Source organism: Candidatus Melainabacteria bacterium (assembly GCA_003963305.1).
Classification (GTDB): domain Bacteria; phylum Cyanobacteriota; class Vampirovibrionia; order Obscuribacterales; family Obscuribacteraceae; genus PALSA-1081.
In genome coordinates, this window is sequence record RXJR01000033.1 from 1 (window position 1) to 15,568 (window position 15,568).

General features: G+C 54.0%; 12 protein-coding genes. 8 read left to right on the forward strand and 4 right to left on the reverse strand.

The features are described from left to right. Positions 1-11 precede the first annotated feature (11 nt). Complete coding sequence (locus EKK48_29235) at positions 12-794, forward strand: hypothetical protein (protein ID RTL35250.1); 783 nt, start codon at positions 12-14, stop codon at positions 792-794. Between the two features lie 142 nt (positions 795-936). Here EKK48_29235 and EKK48_29240 read toward each other — a convergent pair whose 3' ends face one another. Beyond that, a complete protein-coding gene (locus tag EKK48_29240; protein ID RTL35251.1) occupies positions 937-1,488 on the reverse strand; it encodes a GNAT family N-acetyltransferase in 552 nt (183 codons plus the stop codon). 85 nt (positions 1,489-1,573) lie between these two features. Here EKK48_29240 and EKK48_29245 point away from each other — a divergent pair, with 85 nt between their 5' ends. Then, positions 1,574-3,895 carry a hypothetical protein gene (locus EKK48_29245; protein RTL35252.1) on the forward strand — a complete coding sequence of 774 codons (2,322 nt, stop codon included), beginning with the start codon at positions 1,574-1,576 and terminating at the stop codon, positions 3,893-3,895. Positions 3,896-3,959: 64 nt separating this feature from the next. Here the strand turns inward: EKK48_29245 and EKK48_29250 are convergent, their stop codons facing one another. Beyond that, the gene (locus EKK48_29250; protein ID RTL35253.1) at positions 3,960-4,373 is read right to left on the reverse strand and encodes a hypothetical protein; all 414 of its coding nucleotides are present in this window, start codon (positions 4,371-4,373) and stop codon (positions 3,960-3,962) included. A gap of 625 nt (positions 4,374-4,998) precedes the next feature. Between EKK48_29250 and EKK48_29255 the strand changes: the two genes are divergently transcribed. The 5 genes from EKK48_29255 to EKK48_29275 all read left to right on the forward strand — a co-directional run bounded on the left by EKK48_29255 (position 4,999) and on the right by EKK48_29275 (position 9,443). Next, on the forward strand, positions 4,999-6,633 hold the full coding sequence (locus EKK48_29255) for a dephospho-CoA kinase (GenBank protein ID RTL35254.1): 1,635 nt from the start codon (positions 4,999-5,001) through the stop codon (positions 6,631-6,633). Between the two features lie 13 nt (positions 6,634-6,646). Next, positions 6,647-7,495 (forward strand): hypothetical protein, encoded by an 849-nt coding sequence (locus EKK48_29260; GenBank protein ID RTL35255.1) that lies wholly within the window; start codon positions 6,647-6,649, stop codon positions 7,493-7,495. A 64-nt stretch (positions 7,496-7,559) separates the two neighbouring features. Then, on the forward strand, positions 7,560-7,982 hold the full coding sequence (locus EKK48_29265) for an OsmC family peroxiredoxin (protein RTL35256.1): 423 nt from the start codon (positions 7,560-7,562) through the stop codon (positions 7,980-7,982). A 159-nt stretch (positions 7,983-8,141) separates the two neighbouring features. Next, complete coding sequence (locus EKK48_29270) at positions 8,142-8,477, forward strand: hypothetical protein (protein RTL35257.1); 336 nt, start codon at positions 8,142-8,144, stop codon at positions 8,475-8,477. A 372-nt stretch (positions 8,478-8,849) separates the two neighbouring features. Further along, positions 8,850-9,443: a hypothetical protein gene (locus EKK48_29275; protein ID RTL35258.1), complete on the forward strand. Its 594-nt coding sequence runs from the start codon at positions 8,850-8,852 to the stop codon at positions 9,441-9,443. Between the two features lie 141 nt (positions 9,444-9,584). Here EKK48_29275 and EKK48_29280 read toward each other — a convergent pair whose 3' ends face one another. Then, a complete protein-coding gene (locus tag EKK48_29280; GenBank protein ID RTL35259.1) occupies positions 9,585-11,615 on the reverse strand; it encodes a hypothetical protein in 2,031 nt (676 codons plus the stop codon). Between the two features lie 531 nt (positions 11,616-12,146). On the opposite strand from EKK48_29280, the gene EKK48_29285 reads away from it, so the two are divergent. After that, a complete protein-coding gene (locus EKK48_29285) occupies positions 12,147-13,412 on the forward strand; it encodes a tetratricopeptide repeat protein (protein RTL35260.1) in 1,266 nt (421 codons plus the stop codon). 441 nt (positions 13,413-13,853) lie between these two features. On the opposite strand, the gene EKK48_29290 is transcribed toward EKK48_29285, so the two are convergent. After that, positions 13,854-15,524, reverse strand: a complete 1,671-nt coding sequence (locus EKK48_29290) for a phosphohydrolase (GenBank protein ID RTL35261.1) — start codon at positions 15,522-15,524, stop codon at positions 13,854-13,856. Positions 15,525-15,568: the final 44 nt, after the last annotated feature.

Below are 15,568 nucleotides of genomic sequence, written 5' to 3' on the forward strand. Positions count from 1 at the left end.
ATGCATCCCAGATGCAACAACCACAGACACAGCCTATGGATGCATCCCAGATGCAACAACCACAGACACAGCCTATGGATGCATCCCAGATGCAGCAACCGCAGACACAACCTATGGATGCATCCCAGATGCAACAACCGCAGACACAGCCTATGGATGCATCCCAGATGCAGCAACCGCAGACACAACCTATGGATGCATCCCAGTACTCGCAAATGCCATCCGACGCATCCAACACGCAGCCAGTCACTGACAACACCCAACAAGCAGGTGGCAGATACACACTACCTGCACAATTGACTTCGTCTGGTGATCCAAACATCGAGGCGGGCGTGAAGCAAGCTTTCCAACTAATCCAGTCAGGCGATCAGTTTGATGGCGCAAGAATTTTGATGATGATCGCAAAGGCAGACCCGTCAATTCTCCAGGATCAGGCATTCATCAAAAATTTGGTCGATCTCGAATCAGCAGTCAAAGCTGGTGGCGTGAACGCAGCTACAGATCAATCAGCGCTTAGCCAGACTGGACAAGCGCAATACGATGCAAACGGCAATCCAATAGACGCAAACGGAAACCCAATTAACCAGCAAGTTGATGCAAGCGGCAATCCGATTTCGCAGCCAGGCACTCAACAAATGGTTGATGCAAGCGGTAATCCAGCTTCGACCGATTCACAGACAATGCCATATTCGCAAAACGGGACGCAAGGCATGACCGGAATGTCAGTTCCGTACGATTCTTCCACTCAAGTTGCCTCCGGCACAGACCCTAGTGTCGGTGCACCAACAGGCTGAGCCATAAGTTTACGCTGAACGCCCAACGCTGCGGAGCAATTCGCATTTTCACTCCGCAGTAGGTGGTGGTTCCAAGGTTTACGCTGAACGTCGTCCCGCGAGGCCAAATCGGTTTCGCGGAGCAGGCGTTTGAGACTCCCGATCATCGAAGACCGCGAGCCACAATGTAGAACTCCCGACCGGCGAAATCGAATCGGTCAATCACGTCCATACCCACCTTCTCATGAGCCTTTACGGATCTCGGATTAGAAGTGGCGATAAAGGCAAGCGCGACATCGAAATCAGTAGCGGTTGCATCAAACAGCTTGTTGTATAGCGCTTCGAATACACCCTGACCGCGATAACTTTTCTCCACGCAAACCGGCCCACTTATAAAACTCGAAACTTCATTCAACCTTCTAGAGCCAATTTTGATGCGAGGAAATCTCTGCATCATAGCTGCAGGAACGGGCACATTTCGATTAAACTCAGGCGTACTGGCACAGACAAAACCAATAACCTGACCCGCATCCAGAGCGACAATCAGAGCAACACTTTTCGCCATCTGCTCGAACTGTTCAGCCGTAAAATCAGACGACAAGAAACCGTCGCCCCTTGCGTCTTCCGGCAATACTGCCAACGAGTTAGCCTTCTGCAGAGTGACAACCTGCTCAAAATCTAGTGCGCCTGCTGTGGTGACCTCGAATTTTGACACTTGCAACTTCAACTATTCCTGACGATTTTCATTCTAATTGTCCCAATTTGCGATAATAGCGTCATCTTCAGAAATTGGTGTTTGGGTGTCCATAAAGTCGCGCTTTTTATCGCTTTTTGTAATTTTTAGCACAATCGCTTCGGCTTCGTCGCTTCCTGCCGTAGCGATTGACATCGACCTGGATTCACGAGACTCCAGAGAGGCGCTTGCCAAGCCGTCTCCGCAGGCTCGCAAATTAGCAGAGAAGATCGTTGAGGCCTACGGCGGAATTGAAAAAATCAAGAATCTGAATGAATTGATGTACAAAGCGAAAGGTACGATCAAAGAGAGTTCAATGATATCAGGCGCGGAAAACACCTTTGATTGCCTTGTTTTTGCGCGAGGCGACAAGACGAGAGTCGAACTGAACATTTTGGGACAACCAGTGGTAACAGGTTACAACGGCTCCCAGAGTTGGGTAAAACAGGGCGACAACGTTTTTCCAACCGACGCGACTACAGCAAAACATATTCAACTGGAAGTCGAACATGGACTGAAATTACTGGAGCGCATCGCCGAACGAAACTCATATCTGGCTCTAGGGGAGCCACAATCTGTCAACGGGAAATTGTGTCAGACACTTCTGATACGAGCTAGCGACGGCAAGTTCAGCCGCTTTTCCATCGACCCGACAACCAATCTGGTTGTACGAAATGAATACACAGGCATAGACCTTGAACAAGGATTGAAAACCGTCAAAGCTAATGATTACCTGGACTATCGCCCGATCTTCGGTACGCAGTTGCCCTACACGACAATCGAATACAACGACGGTAAAAAAAGCACTGAGACTCTGCTCACCGAAATTGAGCTCGTTCCGAACGGCAACGACACGATTTTTGACATGCCTCTCGAAATTCCGATTGCGCGCCTGAAACAGGGTCCTATCAAAATGCCTTTCGAGTACAAAGGCAACGAAGTCATGGTCAAATCAAAAATCAACGGCAAACCGGAAGTAGCGCTGATTTTGGACACCGGCGCCACAACAACTGTGTTGAATTCAGCAGATGCCACCAATTACGGTATCGCAAAAACTTCCGATTTTAAAATGACCACCGGATCCGGAACAATTAAAACGAGCTATATAACTCTTTCAAGCCTCAGTCTCGGTGACCTGACGCTCAACAATGTACCGGTTGCTGTCAGTGATCTGCCGGGCTTCCGCGAACTGCCGGGCGAAAAACCAGTGGGAATCATCGGCGCAGATATTCTGCGAAGATTTCTTGTTTGTATAGACTACGAAAATCGCGAGGTCAGCTTTTCTGATCCCCGTGAAGTCAAAGTACCCGAAGATGCCATCGTAGTACCTACGGAACCGGCTCTGGGAGCGGCCGGGTTGGTCGTTCAAGGCAAGCTCGACGGTCAACCGCTGACGATGCTTGTCGACACAGGCGCAGCATTCAACAATGTTTCGGAGCACCTGGTAAAGAAACTACTCAAATCGGCGCTCTTGCCGGTTGGGAAAGTAGAGGGGCTGGACGGGCAAAAGATAAGCATTGGCGCAGTTATGTTCAAAAATCTGAAAATTGGACCACTAACAGTGCCCAATCCAATTTTCTCAGTCGCACCAGATACAATACCGGGTGCACCCAAGGGAATTATCGTTAACGGAGCCCTTGCGATCCTTGGGAACCCTTTCTGGAGCCACTTCAAGCTGACAATCGACTATCGAAACCAACGCCTGCTGTTGCAACGGTCTAAGACGCAGGAACAATTTGAAGCCGCCATGGCCGAGATTGATGCGATCGATGAGAAATACTGGCGCTCGCATGATGCGGTAGCAGCCGCCTCACAACTCAAAGATCTTTCAAAAAAGCTGGAATCACGCGGTGTTCTTTCCGGAGCTTCTGTTTGCCTGGCTAGATCTGCCCTTTACTCGGCTATAGATCTGAAGTCATTTGATGCAGCACATGCCTCCGATTTGCCAACCCGGCTCAACTCCATCAACGCAGATTTCAAAAACGCCGAACGGCTAGCCACGACGTCAAAAGACAAAACCGCTCTGGCTGAGGTTCTAGCAGCCAATGCGACATATTCACTCAAGTACAGCATGCCACCAAATACAGCGGCAGTGAAAGCTTTACTGAGCACGGCTATGAGTTACTCCCCGACAAATGTATCCGTATCGTTAGCATGTTACTGGCTGGCGAAACAACTAAAATCAAAAACTGCCAGCCAAATTGTCGACCAGGTGCTGATGACTCAGCCAAACAACTGGGACGCGCTCTGGGAGCGATACAGAGACGCAAAGGCGCAGGCGAACAGTCGTGATCAGACGCTTATCGTAGAACAACTTAAACGCTACTATTCAGGCTTTCCCGACGTCGAAGCGATTGATACCGAATCCAGTGCGGGCACCAATCCGTAACCAGGCTGCAAGACACACGGAAATCAGTCGGCTCAGACAGACAAGCGCCTAAAATGACACGGGATCAGGCTTGCTGGGGTTGCTGCGCAGCCAGTACTACCTGAAACGGCAAAGTTCCCACTATTTGACCGTCAACATCAAGCGCGAAACTATAGACGCCTTCGCGATCGAAGGTCAAACCAGTGAAAGCATTGATAATTTTGTGAGTAATATTCTCATTCGGCAGTGGGTCTACTTGAGCCATTGGTGAGGCTCCGAGCAGGTTGCCATCCGGATCCATGACCTTAAACTGATACTGGAATCCCACCTTACCACCAGTCAACTGCGCGAAAGCATAGATGAGAGGAAGCTGAGTAGGGAAGGCTGGGGCGACAACTCCACTGTGAATGTTGACGCAAGAAATAGCATCTCTTCTCAGCACATCTTGCAGCACTAGTTCGCAAAGAACAATTCCAATCAACTGCGGTCTGTCACTCATTGCACTTCCTCTTGGTACGCTAGGCCGCTTATTATATCAGCGCAAAAAAAAATTCCATCGGCCGATCAAACTTGGTTGTTTACTTTCGATGCGCTTATAATGGTTGTCATGATCGATCCAGAAAATTTCTCATACGTCGAATGGAGTTTCTTTTGCCTCGCGGCAATCTTGATTGTGTTCTTTTTGTGCCGCTGGATTGACATGGTCTACTGAGACAATCAAAAAATGTGTCGCGGCTCGCGAGATAACACGAGCCTCCGGCCGCAAAGCGACCTCGCACGGATGACGACTTGCGCCCTTGCGTCATACTGACAACTTCTGTTGAACCCCGGTTGTCATTTGGTATCGCAAACTGCGCTATTAACGCCTACTAACAACCAGGATGCAGGGCGTCTACTTATTGAAAACATATAGAGATCTTGGCTAGTGTAACTTCGTTTTTATCACACTTCTTTTTCCGGATTTAGATCAACCTTTAGCCAATCTCCTCTGAGATAGAAGCTTTCCTGAACACCGCGCGCGTAGCTATGTTGCTGCGCCGATTGAAATCGACTGGTCCCAAGCGCGACTGGTCGAACTCTTTCGCACGCTCCTGAGCGTGTTTCCAAAGAACTGGAGATTTATCATGAGCAAGCCTCAAAAGACGTACACGCTTGCGATAACCGCATCCATCGGTTGTGGCAAGTCAACGGTGCGTCGGTGTCTGGAGCAGCTCGGTGTACCGGTTGTCGACACAGACGACATCGCACACCAGCTTCTCAACTCGCCGAACCCCATCTATCACGCCATCCTGGAACGGTTTGGCCACCATCTGGTGGACGCACCCGATGCCCCCATCAATCGCAAGAAGCTCGGCGCCATCATCTTCGCAGACCCCAAGGCTCGCGAAGACCTGAACGCGCTGATGCATCCTGCCATTCGCTTTGTCTCTCAGCAGCGCATCCAGAACTTCAACAGTGACATCGTCGCCGTCGAAGTGCCGCTGCTTTTCGAATCGGGTCAGCAAGATGAGTATGACGAAGTCTGGGCGGTGCTCGCAGAGAGCCACGTTCGACTGCAGCGTCTCATGGTGCGTGACTCGATCACAGCGACCCAGGCGCAGATGCGCATCGATGCACAGTGGTCGCAGGAGAAGAAAGCGGCTCTGGCGCATCGCATCATCGACAACTCGAACAGCATCGAGGAGACTCGCAAGCAGGTGATCGCCTGCCTTGCGAAAGCCCGAGCCGCTGCGAGAGACTCCGCAACGAGTCGCTCCATCGACGCGACAAGCGCCGAATATCACGACATCCTCAAGCGCTTCGGCTACCTGGGTACCGACCAGGCGCTGGAGCAGATGGGCGACCTGTCGACGACAGCGCACAAAGAGGCGAACGCCTCGATGACGCTCGTGGTCGACTCGACCAACACGGATGATGGTGACCACAATCGACGCGAGCTGCAGGTGGACGTGCACATGTCGGTGAAGCAGACAGCGCCGCCGCCGCCTCCTCCTCCTCCTCCACCGCCGCCACCGCCACCTCCTCCACCGCCGCCTCCCCCTCCGCCGCCTTCCGACAAGAAGCGCTGCTGGTGGATGCTCGGTGTTCTCCTGGCGGCGCTTATCGCCTTCTGGGTGATACTTCAACGCCCATCAGTGCCTGTGCACCCTGTGACACCGCCACCGCCTATCGTGCAAGTCGATCCCAAGCCACCGCCTGCAGTGCCACCGACTCTGCCACCGCAGAAGGATCCCGGCAGCCCGACTTGCCCGGCTTCGGTGCAGTACCTGTCATCGCCACCTGATTTCATTCGCCAGAACCTGCACAACCGAGAGTTGTTCAGCGCCGTGCAATGGAAGGTCGAGTACGTGGCAGGCAATTGCGGCGGTGCAGTAGTGACTGGCACAGACTCCTCCGGACGAGTGGTCAACATCCAGAGCTACGGGCCAAACCTGCGTTTCCAGCATCAGTGGACTATCTTCTACGGTGCCGGCATTGTGCAGGTCGACCGCTTCGAGCCCTTCAACAACTTTGTCGGGCGCACCAATTACATCTTCAACAACAACGTTCTGGTCGACGTTCAGCAACTGGACGGCAATCAGAGGCTGCTCGTAGATGCGCGTTTTAACCGCTTCGATGGGCAGCTTGTTGTTGCGCTCAAGTTTTACGACGCACCGACTGGCCGTGTGACAAACAGCTACACGGTGGCGTCTGCTGACGTTCATTCCGCTTGCAATCAGCGGTTCTACCTGTTCGACATGTTCGGACAGAACATCTGAAACGGAGCTTTCCATGTCCAAGAAGACAACGAAGAAGCTCGCCGGTTCGAAGAATTTCACACTCCAGAAGTCGGGTGTGATCAAGATCGCCGGCGAGTTCCCCAACCTCATCGAGCCCTGGTCCAAGACCAAGGTTCCCAACTACCTCGGCGCCGTCGACCACGCCCTTGCCATCGAAGACAAGGACGAGTACGAGAAGGCGCTGAAGGAAGCCGAGACCGAGTTCAACCTGCTCGTGCGCGAGATGGCAGCGGCCAAGAAGTCGCTCATCATCGCACTGCAGGGCCGTGACGGCGCCGGTAAGACCGGTGCCACCATGCGCATCACCGAGGCGCTCGGCTACGACTTCAAACTCTTCGCCAGCGTGCCCGTTGGGCCGCCGACCGAGGAGGAGAAGGCGCACGACTACCTGTGGCGCTTCTACAAGCACGAGCGCATGCCGGCTGCCGGTCAGGTGCGCGTGTTCGACCGCAGCTGGCAGGAGCGAGTGCTGGTCGAGAAGGTGATGGGCTTCACGCCCGAAGAGAAGATTCGCGACTCCTACGCGGAGTTGCGCGTCTTCGAGTGGCAGCTGCAGCGCCAGGGTGTCGTGCTGGTCAAGATCTGGCTCGACATCTCCAAGCGCGAGCAGAAGAAGCGCTTCAAGGCGCGCAAGGAGTCCAAGCCGTGGAAGGTGAGCGCGTCCGATGACATCGCCCGCTCCCACTGGGACGACTACACCCCTGCTGCCAACGAGCTGTTCCACCGCACCGGCACCGACTTCGCGCCGCAGTTCATCATCTCGAGCGAGGACAAGCGCTACAGCCGCGTCACCGTTCTGCAGGTGATCAACCAGCAGCTGCGTCAGGCGCTCGGCAAGTAACCCTCACCCTGCGAACCGCGGGTTCAATCGAACTCGCGGTTCAACGGGAAAGGAGCAACTCTTCATGAACAAAACAGTCACGGTTTCACTCGTGCCTGGCCAAACCTACCAGCAACAGATTGTTGCAGGTAGCCACACAGTGCTCGCCGATGTCGACACCGCATCTGGTGGCGCCAACGGCGGACCCGACCCCAAGGAGCTGGCACTCGGCGCACTCGGTGCCTGCACTGCCATGACCTTGATCATGGTCGCCGCGCGACGCAAATGGAACTTGCAGAGCGTGTCGGTCACCGTCACATTGACGGACGAAGCCGACCCGAACGACAAGACCAGGCGCATCGCGGTGATTACCGAAGATGTTTCGGTCAAGGGTCAACTCTCCGCGCAAGAGCTCGCCGACATCAAGGCGACCGCGGCCAAGTGTCCCGTCTACAAGCTCTTCGAAGGTCCGAAACGTTTGGAAACGAACGTCATCTCGGTGCCCTAGTGCAGTAGCAGTGCTTCGGAAACGAAGGACGCACTGACTCGATAGCACTTGTGACGAGGCATTTTTCTCCAGTGGCACCACTTCCGGTGCCACGCAGTCATCAGACAAACTTCTGCGTGCCAGGCACGACGAAGTTTGTCCTCAAGTAAGGTCAAATCTATGCCATACATCATCAGTGCGATCCTCGTTATCGCAATGGCGTCGGTGGGCGGCTTCTGGCTGCACGCCGAGCGCACACGGAAGAAGCGCTACCAGGCCGAACTGGCTCGGGTGAAGGCGCTTCCTCTGAACGAGCGGCTCGACGAGCTGCTCAAGGCTCGTCGTGAACTGGTCGAGGCGCGTCAGCACCTGGCCTCCATCCGGCGCGCTTTCAACAGCAGCTGGGGTTACCGTCGCAACCCCTACTTCTCTCGCCTGATCATCGCAGAAGCGTCCTACAACGCCGCACACGACTGGGTGAAGACGGTCGAAGAGCTCTGCAACGAGCCTGCCTGAGCTGCCTGAAAGCAGTCGCAACAACTGAAAGAGTCGCCGAGAGCAAGGTCAATCGACCCCAATCTCGGTGACTTTTTCACCTTTTTGCACCTTTTTTGCAATTTTCCGGCCGTTTTCAGTCACTTTTCGACCTTTTTTGTACGGCTTCTATTCATTTTGCTTTCAAGAAGTGAAAGCTCGCTTCACAACATTTACTCTTTGGCACTTGCCAACAAGACCACCCTCAAATTCAGTCTGAATCAGGCTTTACGAGAATAGAAGCGATGCTTGGCAAATTCTAAAATTGGCAAGATGAACCGGCAATAGTGACCTTGCCGAGAACATAAGTTATTCTAGTTCGCCGCAAGCGCGAAAGGTAACCGGTCACCAACTATGATGCTCAAACTAAAATCGAATTTTATCCCGTTACTGTCCATGGTGTTATTTCTCGTTTCAATCAGTCTGGCTTCCTGTGCCAGCAAAGAACAGCAACTGAAAGAACGCCAGGAGACACTTGAAAAATTCGTCGTCTCACTGACAAAAAATGTTTTCGACAGAAACCCGGTTACCATCAAAGAATCAATGGGACAGTTGATGCGTCTGCAACTGAGTGAAGGGGCGCGCAACAAGCTTCAGGCCGAAGGAAAAATTCCCGACACCGAACTTGATGTTCTCAAAATCATCGACGATAACCAGAACGCACATATCACTAACAAAGTGGATGTTGACTCAGTGCACCCGACTGGACCTGTCGACCAAAACTTGATTCCCTTCAAAGTCGTCGCCAAAACAACCACTCTACAGAACGGACAACCCACTGACAGCAAGGTCTTCAACCTGACAGTGGTTTGCCAGTTAACACCGGAGATGGGCGGATATCCTCGCTGCACCGAAATCGATGGTTTGCCGGGTGGAAAGGAACCTGCTAAAGCGACCGGAAAAAGCTCGAGCAATACGCCGATTTCTAAGCGAAAACGTCGCCACTAGACAATAGTTCTTTTAGCAAACAACTGACCCCGATGCTTACCCCAAAATCACAGTAATGCTATAGATTATAGTAAAACAGTTGAAAAAAACAGTTCAGGAAGGCGGCGGGCTTGCGCCCGCCACCTCCCCGACTGCCTGCTGCTACTTGACCGGCACCGTGGGAACAGCCACGTTGACGGCTCGGGTCGGCACCGGGGTGGTCTCCGGAGTGACGACCGCCGAAGCGTCCGTCGTATCCGCAGTCCCCGCTGCACCCTTCCCACTGGAGTCAGCAGCGACATCAGCGGGCTTGGCATCGTCGGGCTTGACGACACCGGAAGTTGCGTTCGAATCGCCCGTACCATCCGCAGGAGCGCTTCCACCACCGGGGTTGACCGGGGGCTTCGGCTTGCGGCGCGGCGGCGGCACGACCAGAACGGGCTGCTGATTGGGGTCGTCCACGAGCGTCGAGGGGTCCCACTTGCCGGTGGCAAGCAGTTGCGCCTCGAGCTGCTTGTAGCCGTCCAGCCAGCCGGTCTGCCACGCATCCGTCGTCGCCAGCTTGCCCGTCCAGCCAACAGTCTTCTTCACCCACTTGCTCGCACGGGCGGCAGCGCGGCTCTGGAAGTGCTTGTTGATGTCGAACATGTTGACGAACACGAACTGCGCCAGCTTCTTGTTGCCGATGACGATGACGCCGTTCTCGTCATTGCCGTAGCTCGCCTTGGCGCCGAGGTTGTCGGAACCGAAGATGACCACCGGCTTGTCGCCCCACGGGTCGATGACGATGATCTTGCCGTGCGTGATGGCGTGCGCGTCCGGGAGCTTGAGCAGCTCCTTGACGAAGTCGGCGAAGTCCTGCTCGCGACCGGTTGCGAGCGTGAACAGCGGCTGCCGGCCCTTGCGACGCTTGGTCTTGACACCGATAAGCGCGTCGTACGAGCTGACGGTGAGGAACTGGTACAGCTTGGCGTTGCTGTTCCAGATGTCCGCCATCCACTGCACCACCGACGGATTGCCGGGGTAGAACACCTCGCCGACCAGCACCTCCTTGGCGCCCTCCATCAGCGACTTGACTCGCGTCAGGAAAGGCGACAGCGGCACCGTCGGGCCCTTCGGCTTGACGTTGCTGTCCATGGACGGCTGGAAGTAGGTCTCGATCACCGTCCCATCGCTCAACGTGACAGGCGCGTAGCCCTGAGCGTTGCGGCGACGGAAGGCGAGCGACTGCTGCCCGTTGTCAGCGAGCAGACGGTTCCAGTAGTCCATGAAGTTCGCCGCCACCTGGGCGTTGAAGATACGCGCCACCATGTTGGACTGGCAGCCCATACCCGTGTTCGTCCAGTTGGTGCTGCCAGTGGTCACGTCGGTCGGCACCTTGTTCTTGTCGACCTTGATCTGGAACTTGTTGTGGGCAATGCCCCAGTCCCCGACGAACCGGTCGTGGATGTCGGCGCCGTCGGCGTGCAGCTGCTGACGTGCCGGCGCGTTGGTGATGTCGTCCTTGCCCGTGTTGCCCAGGATGAGCGAGAAGTACTGGAGGTGCTTCCGGAGGAAGTCGACCAGCTGATTCGCACTCAGCTCGTAGAGCGCCTGGTAGACGTGTCCGCCATCGCTGACGCACTCGTTGATGGGCGCCATGAGCATCTCGGGCACCAGCGCCATCAGCTCCTTGCGGATGACGTTGTTGGGGTTGGCGTAGTCCTCCAGAGCGTCGATGATCTTCTGGAAGTCGGGCAGACCGTCAGCACCGAGACCGATCCGATGGGCGAGCCACTGGGTCGACAGAATGCCGCGGGTGAACGCCACGCTGAAGGTCTCGTCGACCTTGGTGGTAAGGGTGACCGGGTTCGTCTTGACGAGCAAGCCCACGATCGGCGCCAGGCTGCCGGGGGTACCGGACATGGCCTGGATCTCGTAGGTGTACGTCTCACCCGGGGTGCCGGTGAAGTCGATCCAGAACTTGCGCTGAATCGGCCAGACATCGCTGGGCTGACTGAGCCAGCCCTGGTTGTCCTGTCCTTCGAAGGGCAGCTTGGTGGTGATCACCTCGCGCTGGCCCTTGCTGTTGATGCGGGTCAGGCAGAAACCGAGGCAGCCGTCGATCTTGACGCCTCGATTCCAGTCCCAACCGATGAGGGTCACCGTGTCATTGCTATGAGCAGCGGCGACCAGGTTGATGGTCTTCGTCATGGTATGGTCCTTTCGTGCCGTTATTCGGCAGTTGGTGAAAGAAAAACCACAACGCACAGCCCGACAGGGTTGCGTGATGTGGTGTGGAATGGTTCGTGTTATTGCTTTAGGGGTGCGTAATTATTCGGTGCTGAAAAAGAGAAGTAGTACCCGACCGTCGCGCAAACGCATATATAAAAGCAAGAGGACTCATTTCTCTTAAAAGAGCCTCGGTATAAGCTTTAAAGCTCAGTCTAGAAAAGCTTTTTAGAGAGCTATAAGAAATTAGTGCGAGCTCCCGCGACTTCCACAAAATGCTGCTTTTTACTTCTTGACTACTCGCCTACCTAGCGCAATGCCCAGAAAAATTTGCGCCAACTTGTGCTAGCTGTCATGTCGCCACTGCATCTGATACCGAAATGAGATCAGTTAATCGAGATCCGCAACTCCATTGAACCTGCGCCGCTGCCAGGTATCGCTCAGCTGCGCTAGTAATCGCACCTGCCTGATACCAACTTTTGTTTGCGCTAGGATATAGATGAGGTGGCAAACATGATTAACTTCTGTCCACGGCGCCTTACTACTTTGCTGACTTTCGCACTCCTGCTGACACTATCAGCAAACTCTCAATCGGACTCTGCTGACAAAAAGGGCTCCGGCGACAAAAAAAGCCCCACCGAAAAAAAGAACCCTGCAGAAAAAATGGGGTCTGCCGAAATCAACAAGGGGCTGAACTACTTCCACCAGAGCAATTACGAGAAAGCACTCGACTCCTTTACACAAGTGATCGCGAAAGATCCGAAAAATGAAAGAGCCTGGTATCAGCGCGGCGAATGCTACATCAAACTGAAAAAATACGATCGCGCTATAGCCGACAGTTCACGAGCTATCGAACTCAATGCAGCAGACCCAAACGCATACAGATTGCGCGCCTATGCGTATCTGCAGTTACAGCAGTATGTGCCAGGCATTGCAGACTACACACGAGTGCTTGCTTTACGCCCAAATGACAAAGAAGCGCTGCAGAATCGGCGCATCGCCTGCAAGTTGATCGGCAAACCGGAACCGCCTGTGACTCCGACGAAAAGTGGATACGATCCCACTGAGCTCGTTTTGATAGCCCAACACGAAGCTGATCATGGGCACTTCACCAGCGCACTGAAAAAATTCCACGACGCCCTCGTCTATGACGACAAAAGGGCCGACACATACTATCGCAGGGCTGAGACTTATTTTGCTATGGAACGCTTCCAGGATGCCATCAACGATCTCAACGTTGCAGTTAAATTGAACCCCAAAGATGTCGGCTATTACTACAGTCTCGGCAAAAATTACACGTCGCTGAATCAGTACGACAAAGCCATCGAGAGCTTTAATCAGGTGGTTAAACTAATGCCGAACAACAAAGGCGTTCACATGCGCCTGGGCGGCTGTTATTTAGCTATCGGAGACAAGAAAAAAGCGATCGAAGAATGGGCGCTGCACTTAAAAGTACAGCCCCATGACGATAAAGTACTTTATCAAAAAGCAGGTTTATATCGCGAACTAAAAATGTATCCACAAGCACTGAAGGACTACAACTTACTTGTAGACAGGAACCCGAAGGACGAAGACTGGCACAGATTGCGGGGTGAGTTCTTTATGGAAACGCACCAGTACAACAAAGCCATCGAAGATTTCACGCAAACAATCGACCTCGACAAAGAAAATGCCGGTTCCGTATACAAGCTCAGAGCCAAAGCCTATCAGGCAGTCGGCAAGCCGGACCTGGCTGCCAGAGATCTGAAAGCAGCAAAAGAATTCGATGAACGAATCTAAAGTCGCACCACATCTGAAGTCGCAACATGTCTGAGCGTCTGCCCGAACACAAAGCTCGATCTCAAATCTCTTCCGAATCTCTTATTGATCCGCTAAATAGGCTGATTTCAATGCCTTGTAGGCAATCGTCCCATACAACAAACAGAGCAGCACGATCCCAACAATCGGAAACTTCATGATGATCTTCAAGAACGGTCGCAAAATATAGTCGAGCACAAGTATGCCTGTTGAGGCACTAGCTCCCCAGCCCATATAACTCTCCAGTTTTTAGTAATGACTAGAGTGTGGCAGCAATCGGTTAAGGCTGGGTTAAAACCACATTCTCCATAACTCACCAATCATACTAATGACAATAGTAGTAAAAGTCAAAAAGTGTAAGCCCTGGAATGAACCAGGGCCTACACAAAGAAACCAACACAGCCGACAATTTGCTCACCATCGCTACTTGGTGATGACCAGCTTCTCCAGCACCTCACCTTCCAGCGAGATCTGGCGCAGGATCAAGGTCTCACCGTTCACATCGCAAACAGTGAAGCTGTGCAAGTCGCCGGCGTGTCGAGCCGTCGACTCGAGCCAACCACTCTCAGAAGCCGGCAGATGCTGCTCCTGCAACTTCGCGCCACCAGCACCGGTGACAATGTAGATGACACCATCCGGCTTGGTGAAGGTAACTCCATCGAACTTCCGGTCGAGCTGCCACGTCCCATCCACAGAACCATCCGCACCAATCAAGCTGCCGTCTGCCTTGGGCGTGACGGTGAACTTGAGCGGATACGAACGCTCGTACAAGTGGGCATGCCCGTTGAAGACGATGTTCACACCGCACTCCTGGAGGATGCCCGTGAGGAGCCGCATGCGTTGCTCCTTGCCGTGCTTGTTGTGCGAAGTGAAAGGAGGCTGGTGGAACATGACGATCTTCCACGTGGCAGTGCTCGTGGAAAGATCCTTACGAACCCACTCCAGAAGCTCCTCATTGGTCCAGTCGACGTTGGAGTTGCCATCCAGGATGAGCCAGTGCGAGTTGCCATAGTCGTAAGAGAAGTTCGCCATGCGCGGATAACGACCTTGAGCAGCCTTCAGGAATCGCTCCTGATGAGACTTGTCTCCAATCAGCTTCTGGCTGATCTGGTCGGCGAGCGCATCGTCAGGGCCGTTCATCGGCTGCGACCAGAAGATGAAGTAGCCGAACAAGTCGGAGAAATCATCGAGGTCGGGCACGTCGATCAGGTCGGGTCGACCATAATCGTGGTTGCCCAGGCAGGCGAACGAAGGAATGCTGCGCAGAAGCGATGCCCCCAGAAGAGGCGAGGAGCGCTCTGCGTTGAAGAACGGAAAATACTTGAGCAGATACTCCGAAACCCGTCCGCGCTTGTAGGCGATGTCGCCGGGCATAGCGAGGAAATCGGGAGAGACCCGGGAGATCTGATAGGCGATCTTGGCCTGCTCCGGCTTGGCCTCGCCCATATCACCTACGGTGACAAAGCGATAGGGCTGAGACGCCGACTTGCGAGCCGTCGTGTAGGAAGAAAACACGAGCCCGCCGTTCTTGATGATATCGTACTCAATCTGCTCGCCAGGAAGCAGGTCTTGCACGACGCAATGAAACTGCGTCTGCTCGACGAGCGGAGCCTGGTCATGCTCGAGAAAAGAGACCGCGTTTTGATGCGGCTCGAGGAAGAACCGCTTGAAGTAGCCGCGCAGAGTCTTTGAGAGCCGAATCTCCACGGTCCACCGGTCGCCAGGCAGGCTTTCCGCGAACCACCGGATTTCCAGACTCTCATCACCGCGCTCACCAGGGGCGGTGCCAAGCTGAATGTAAGGCTTGACGAAAAATTCTGGCTTACAGCCAGGAGAAACGCTGCTGCCTGTGCCCGACTTGCTTTCAGCCTGGTCCGCGCAGGAAGTCACCTTGCGGCGACATCGAGTGCGAAGGACGTAGATTGCCAAGCAAATGTCGAACAAAAACAGCAGCACCAGTGCTGCGTTGTAGTACATATGCTCTCCTTGAGAGTTAGGAGCCCGAAACAGATTCTCCGGGCTCATCTTCACGCGCTGCCAGGCAGCGCCTTTTGACACCACGCACAGTGCGTGGACGCACGGGCGGAACAACATCGTTCCGCCCGGCGCAAATTAAACTCTGAGAACGACTTGGAATC

Bases quoted from the DNA above. Each gene is read 5' to 3' on its own strand.
- EKK48_29235 (RTL35250.1), top strand. From the start codon at position 12: ATGCAACAACCACAGACACAGCCTATGGATGCATCCCAGATGCAACAA.
- EKK48_29250 (RTL35253.1), bottom strand. From the start codon at position 4,373: ATGAGTGACAGACCGCAGTTGATTGGAATTGTTCTTTGCGAACTAGTG.
- EKK48_29255 (RTL35254.1), top strand. From the start codon at position 4,999: ATGAGCAAGCCTCAAAAGACGTACACGCTTGCGATAACCGCATCCATC.
- EKK48_29260 (RTL35255.1), top strand. From the start codon at position 6,647: ATGTCCAAGAAGACAACGAAGAAGCTCGCCGGTTCGAAGAATTTCACA.
- EKK48_29265 (RTL35256.1), top strand. From the start codon at position 7,560: ATGAACAAAACAGTCACGGTTTCACTCGTGCCTGGCCAAACCTACCAG.
- EKK48_29270 (RTL35257.1), top strand. From the start codon at position 8,142: ATGCCATACATCATCAGTGCGATCCTCGTTATCGCAATGGCGTCGGTG.
- EKK48_29275 (RTL35258.1), top strand. From the start codon at position 8,850: ATGATGCTCAAACTAAAATCGAATTTTATCCCGTTACTGTCCATGGTG.
- EKK48_29280 (RTL35259.1), bottom strand. From the start codon at position 11,615: ATGACGAAGACCATCAACCTGGTCGCCGCTGCTCATAGCAATGACACG.
- EKK48_29285 (RTL35260.1), top strand. From the start codon at position 12,147: ATGATTAACTTCTGTCCACGGCGCCTTACTACTTTGCTGACTTTCGCA.
- EKK48_29290 (RTL35261.1), bottom strand. From the start codon at position 15,524: ATGTTGTTCCGCCCGTGCGTCCACGCACTGTGCGTGGTGTCAAAAGGC.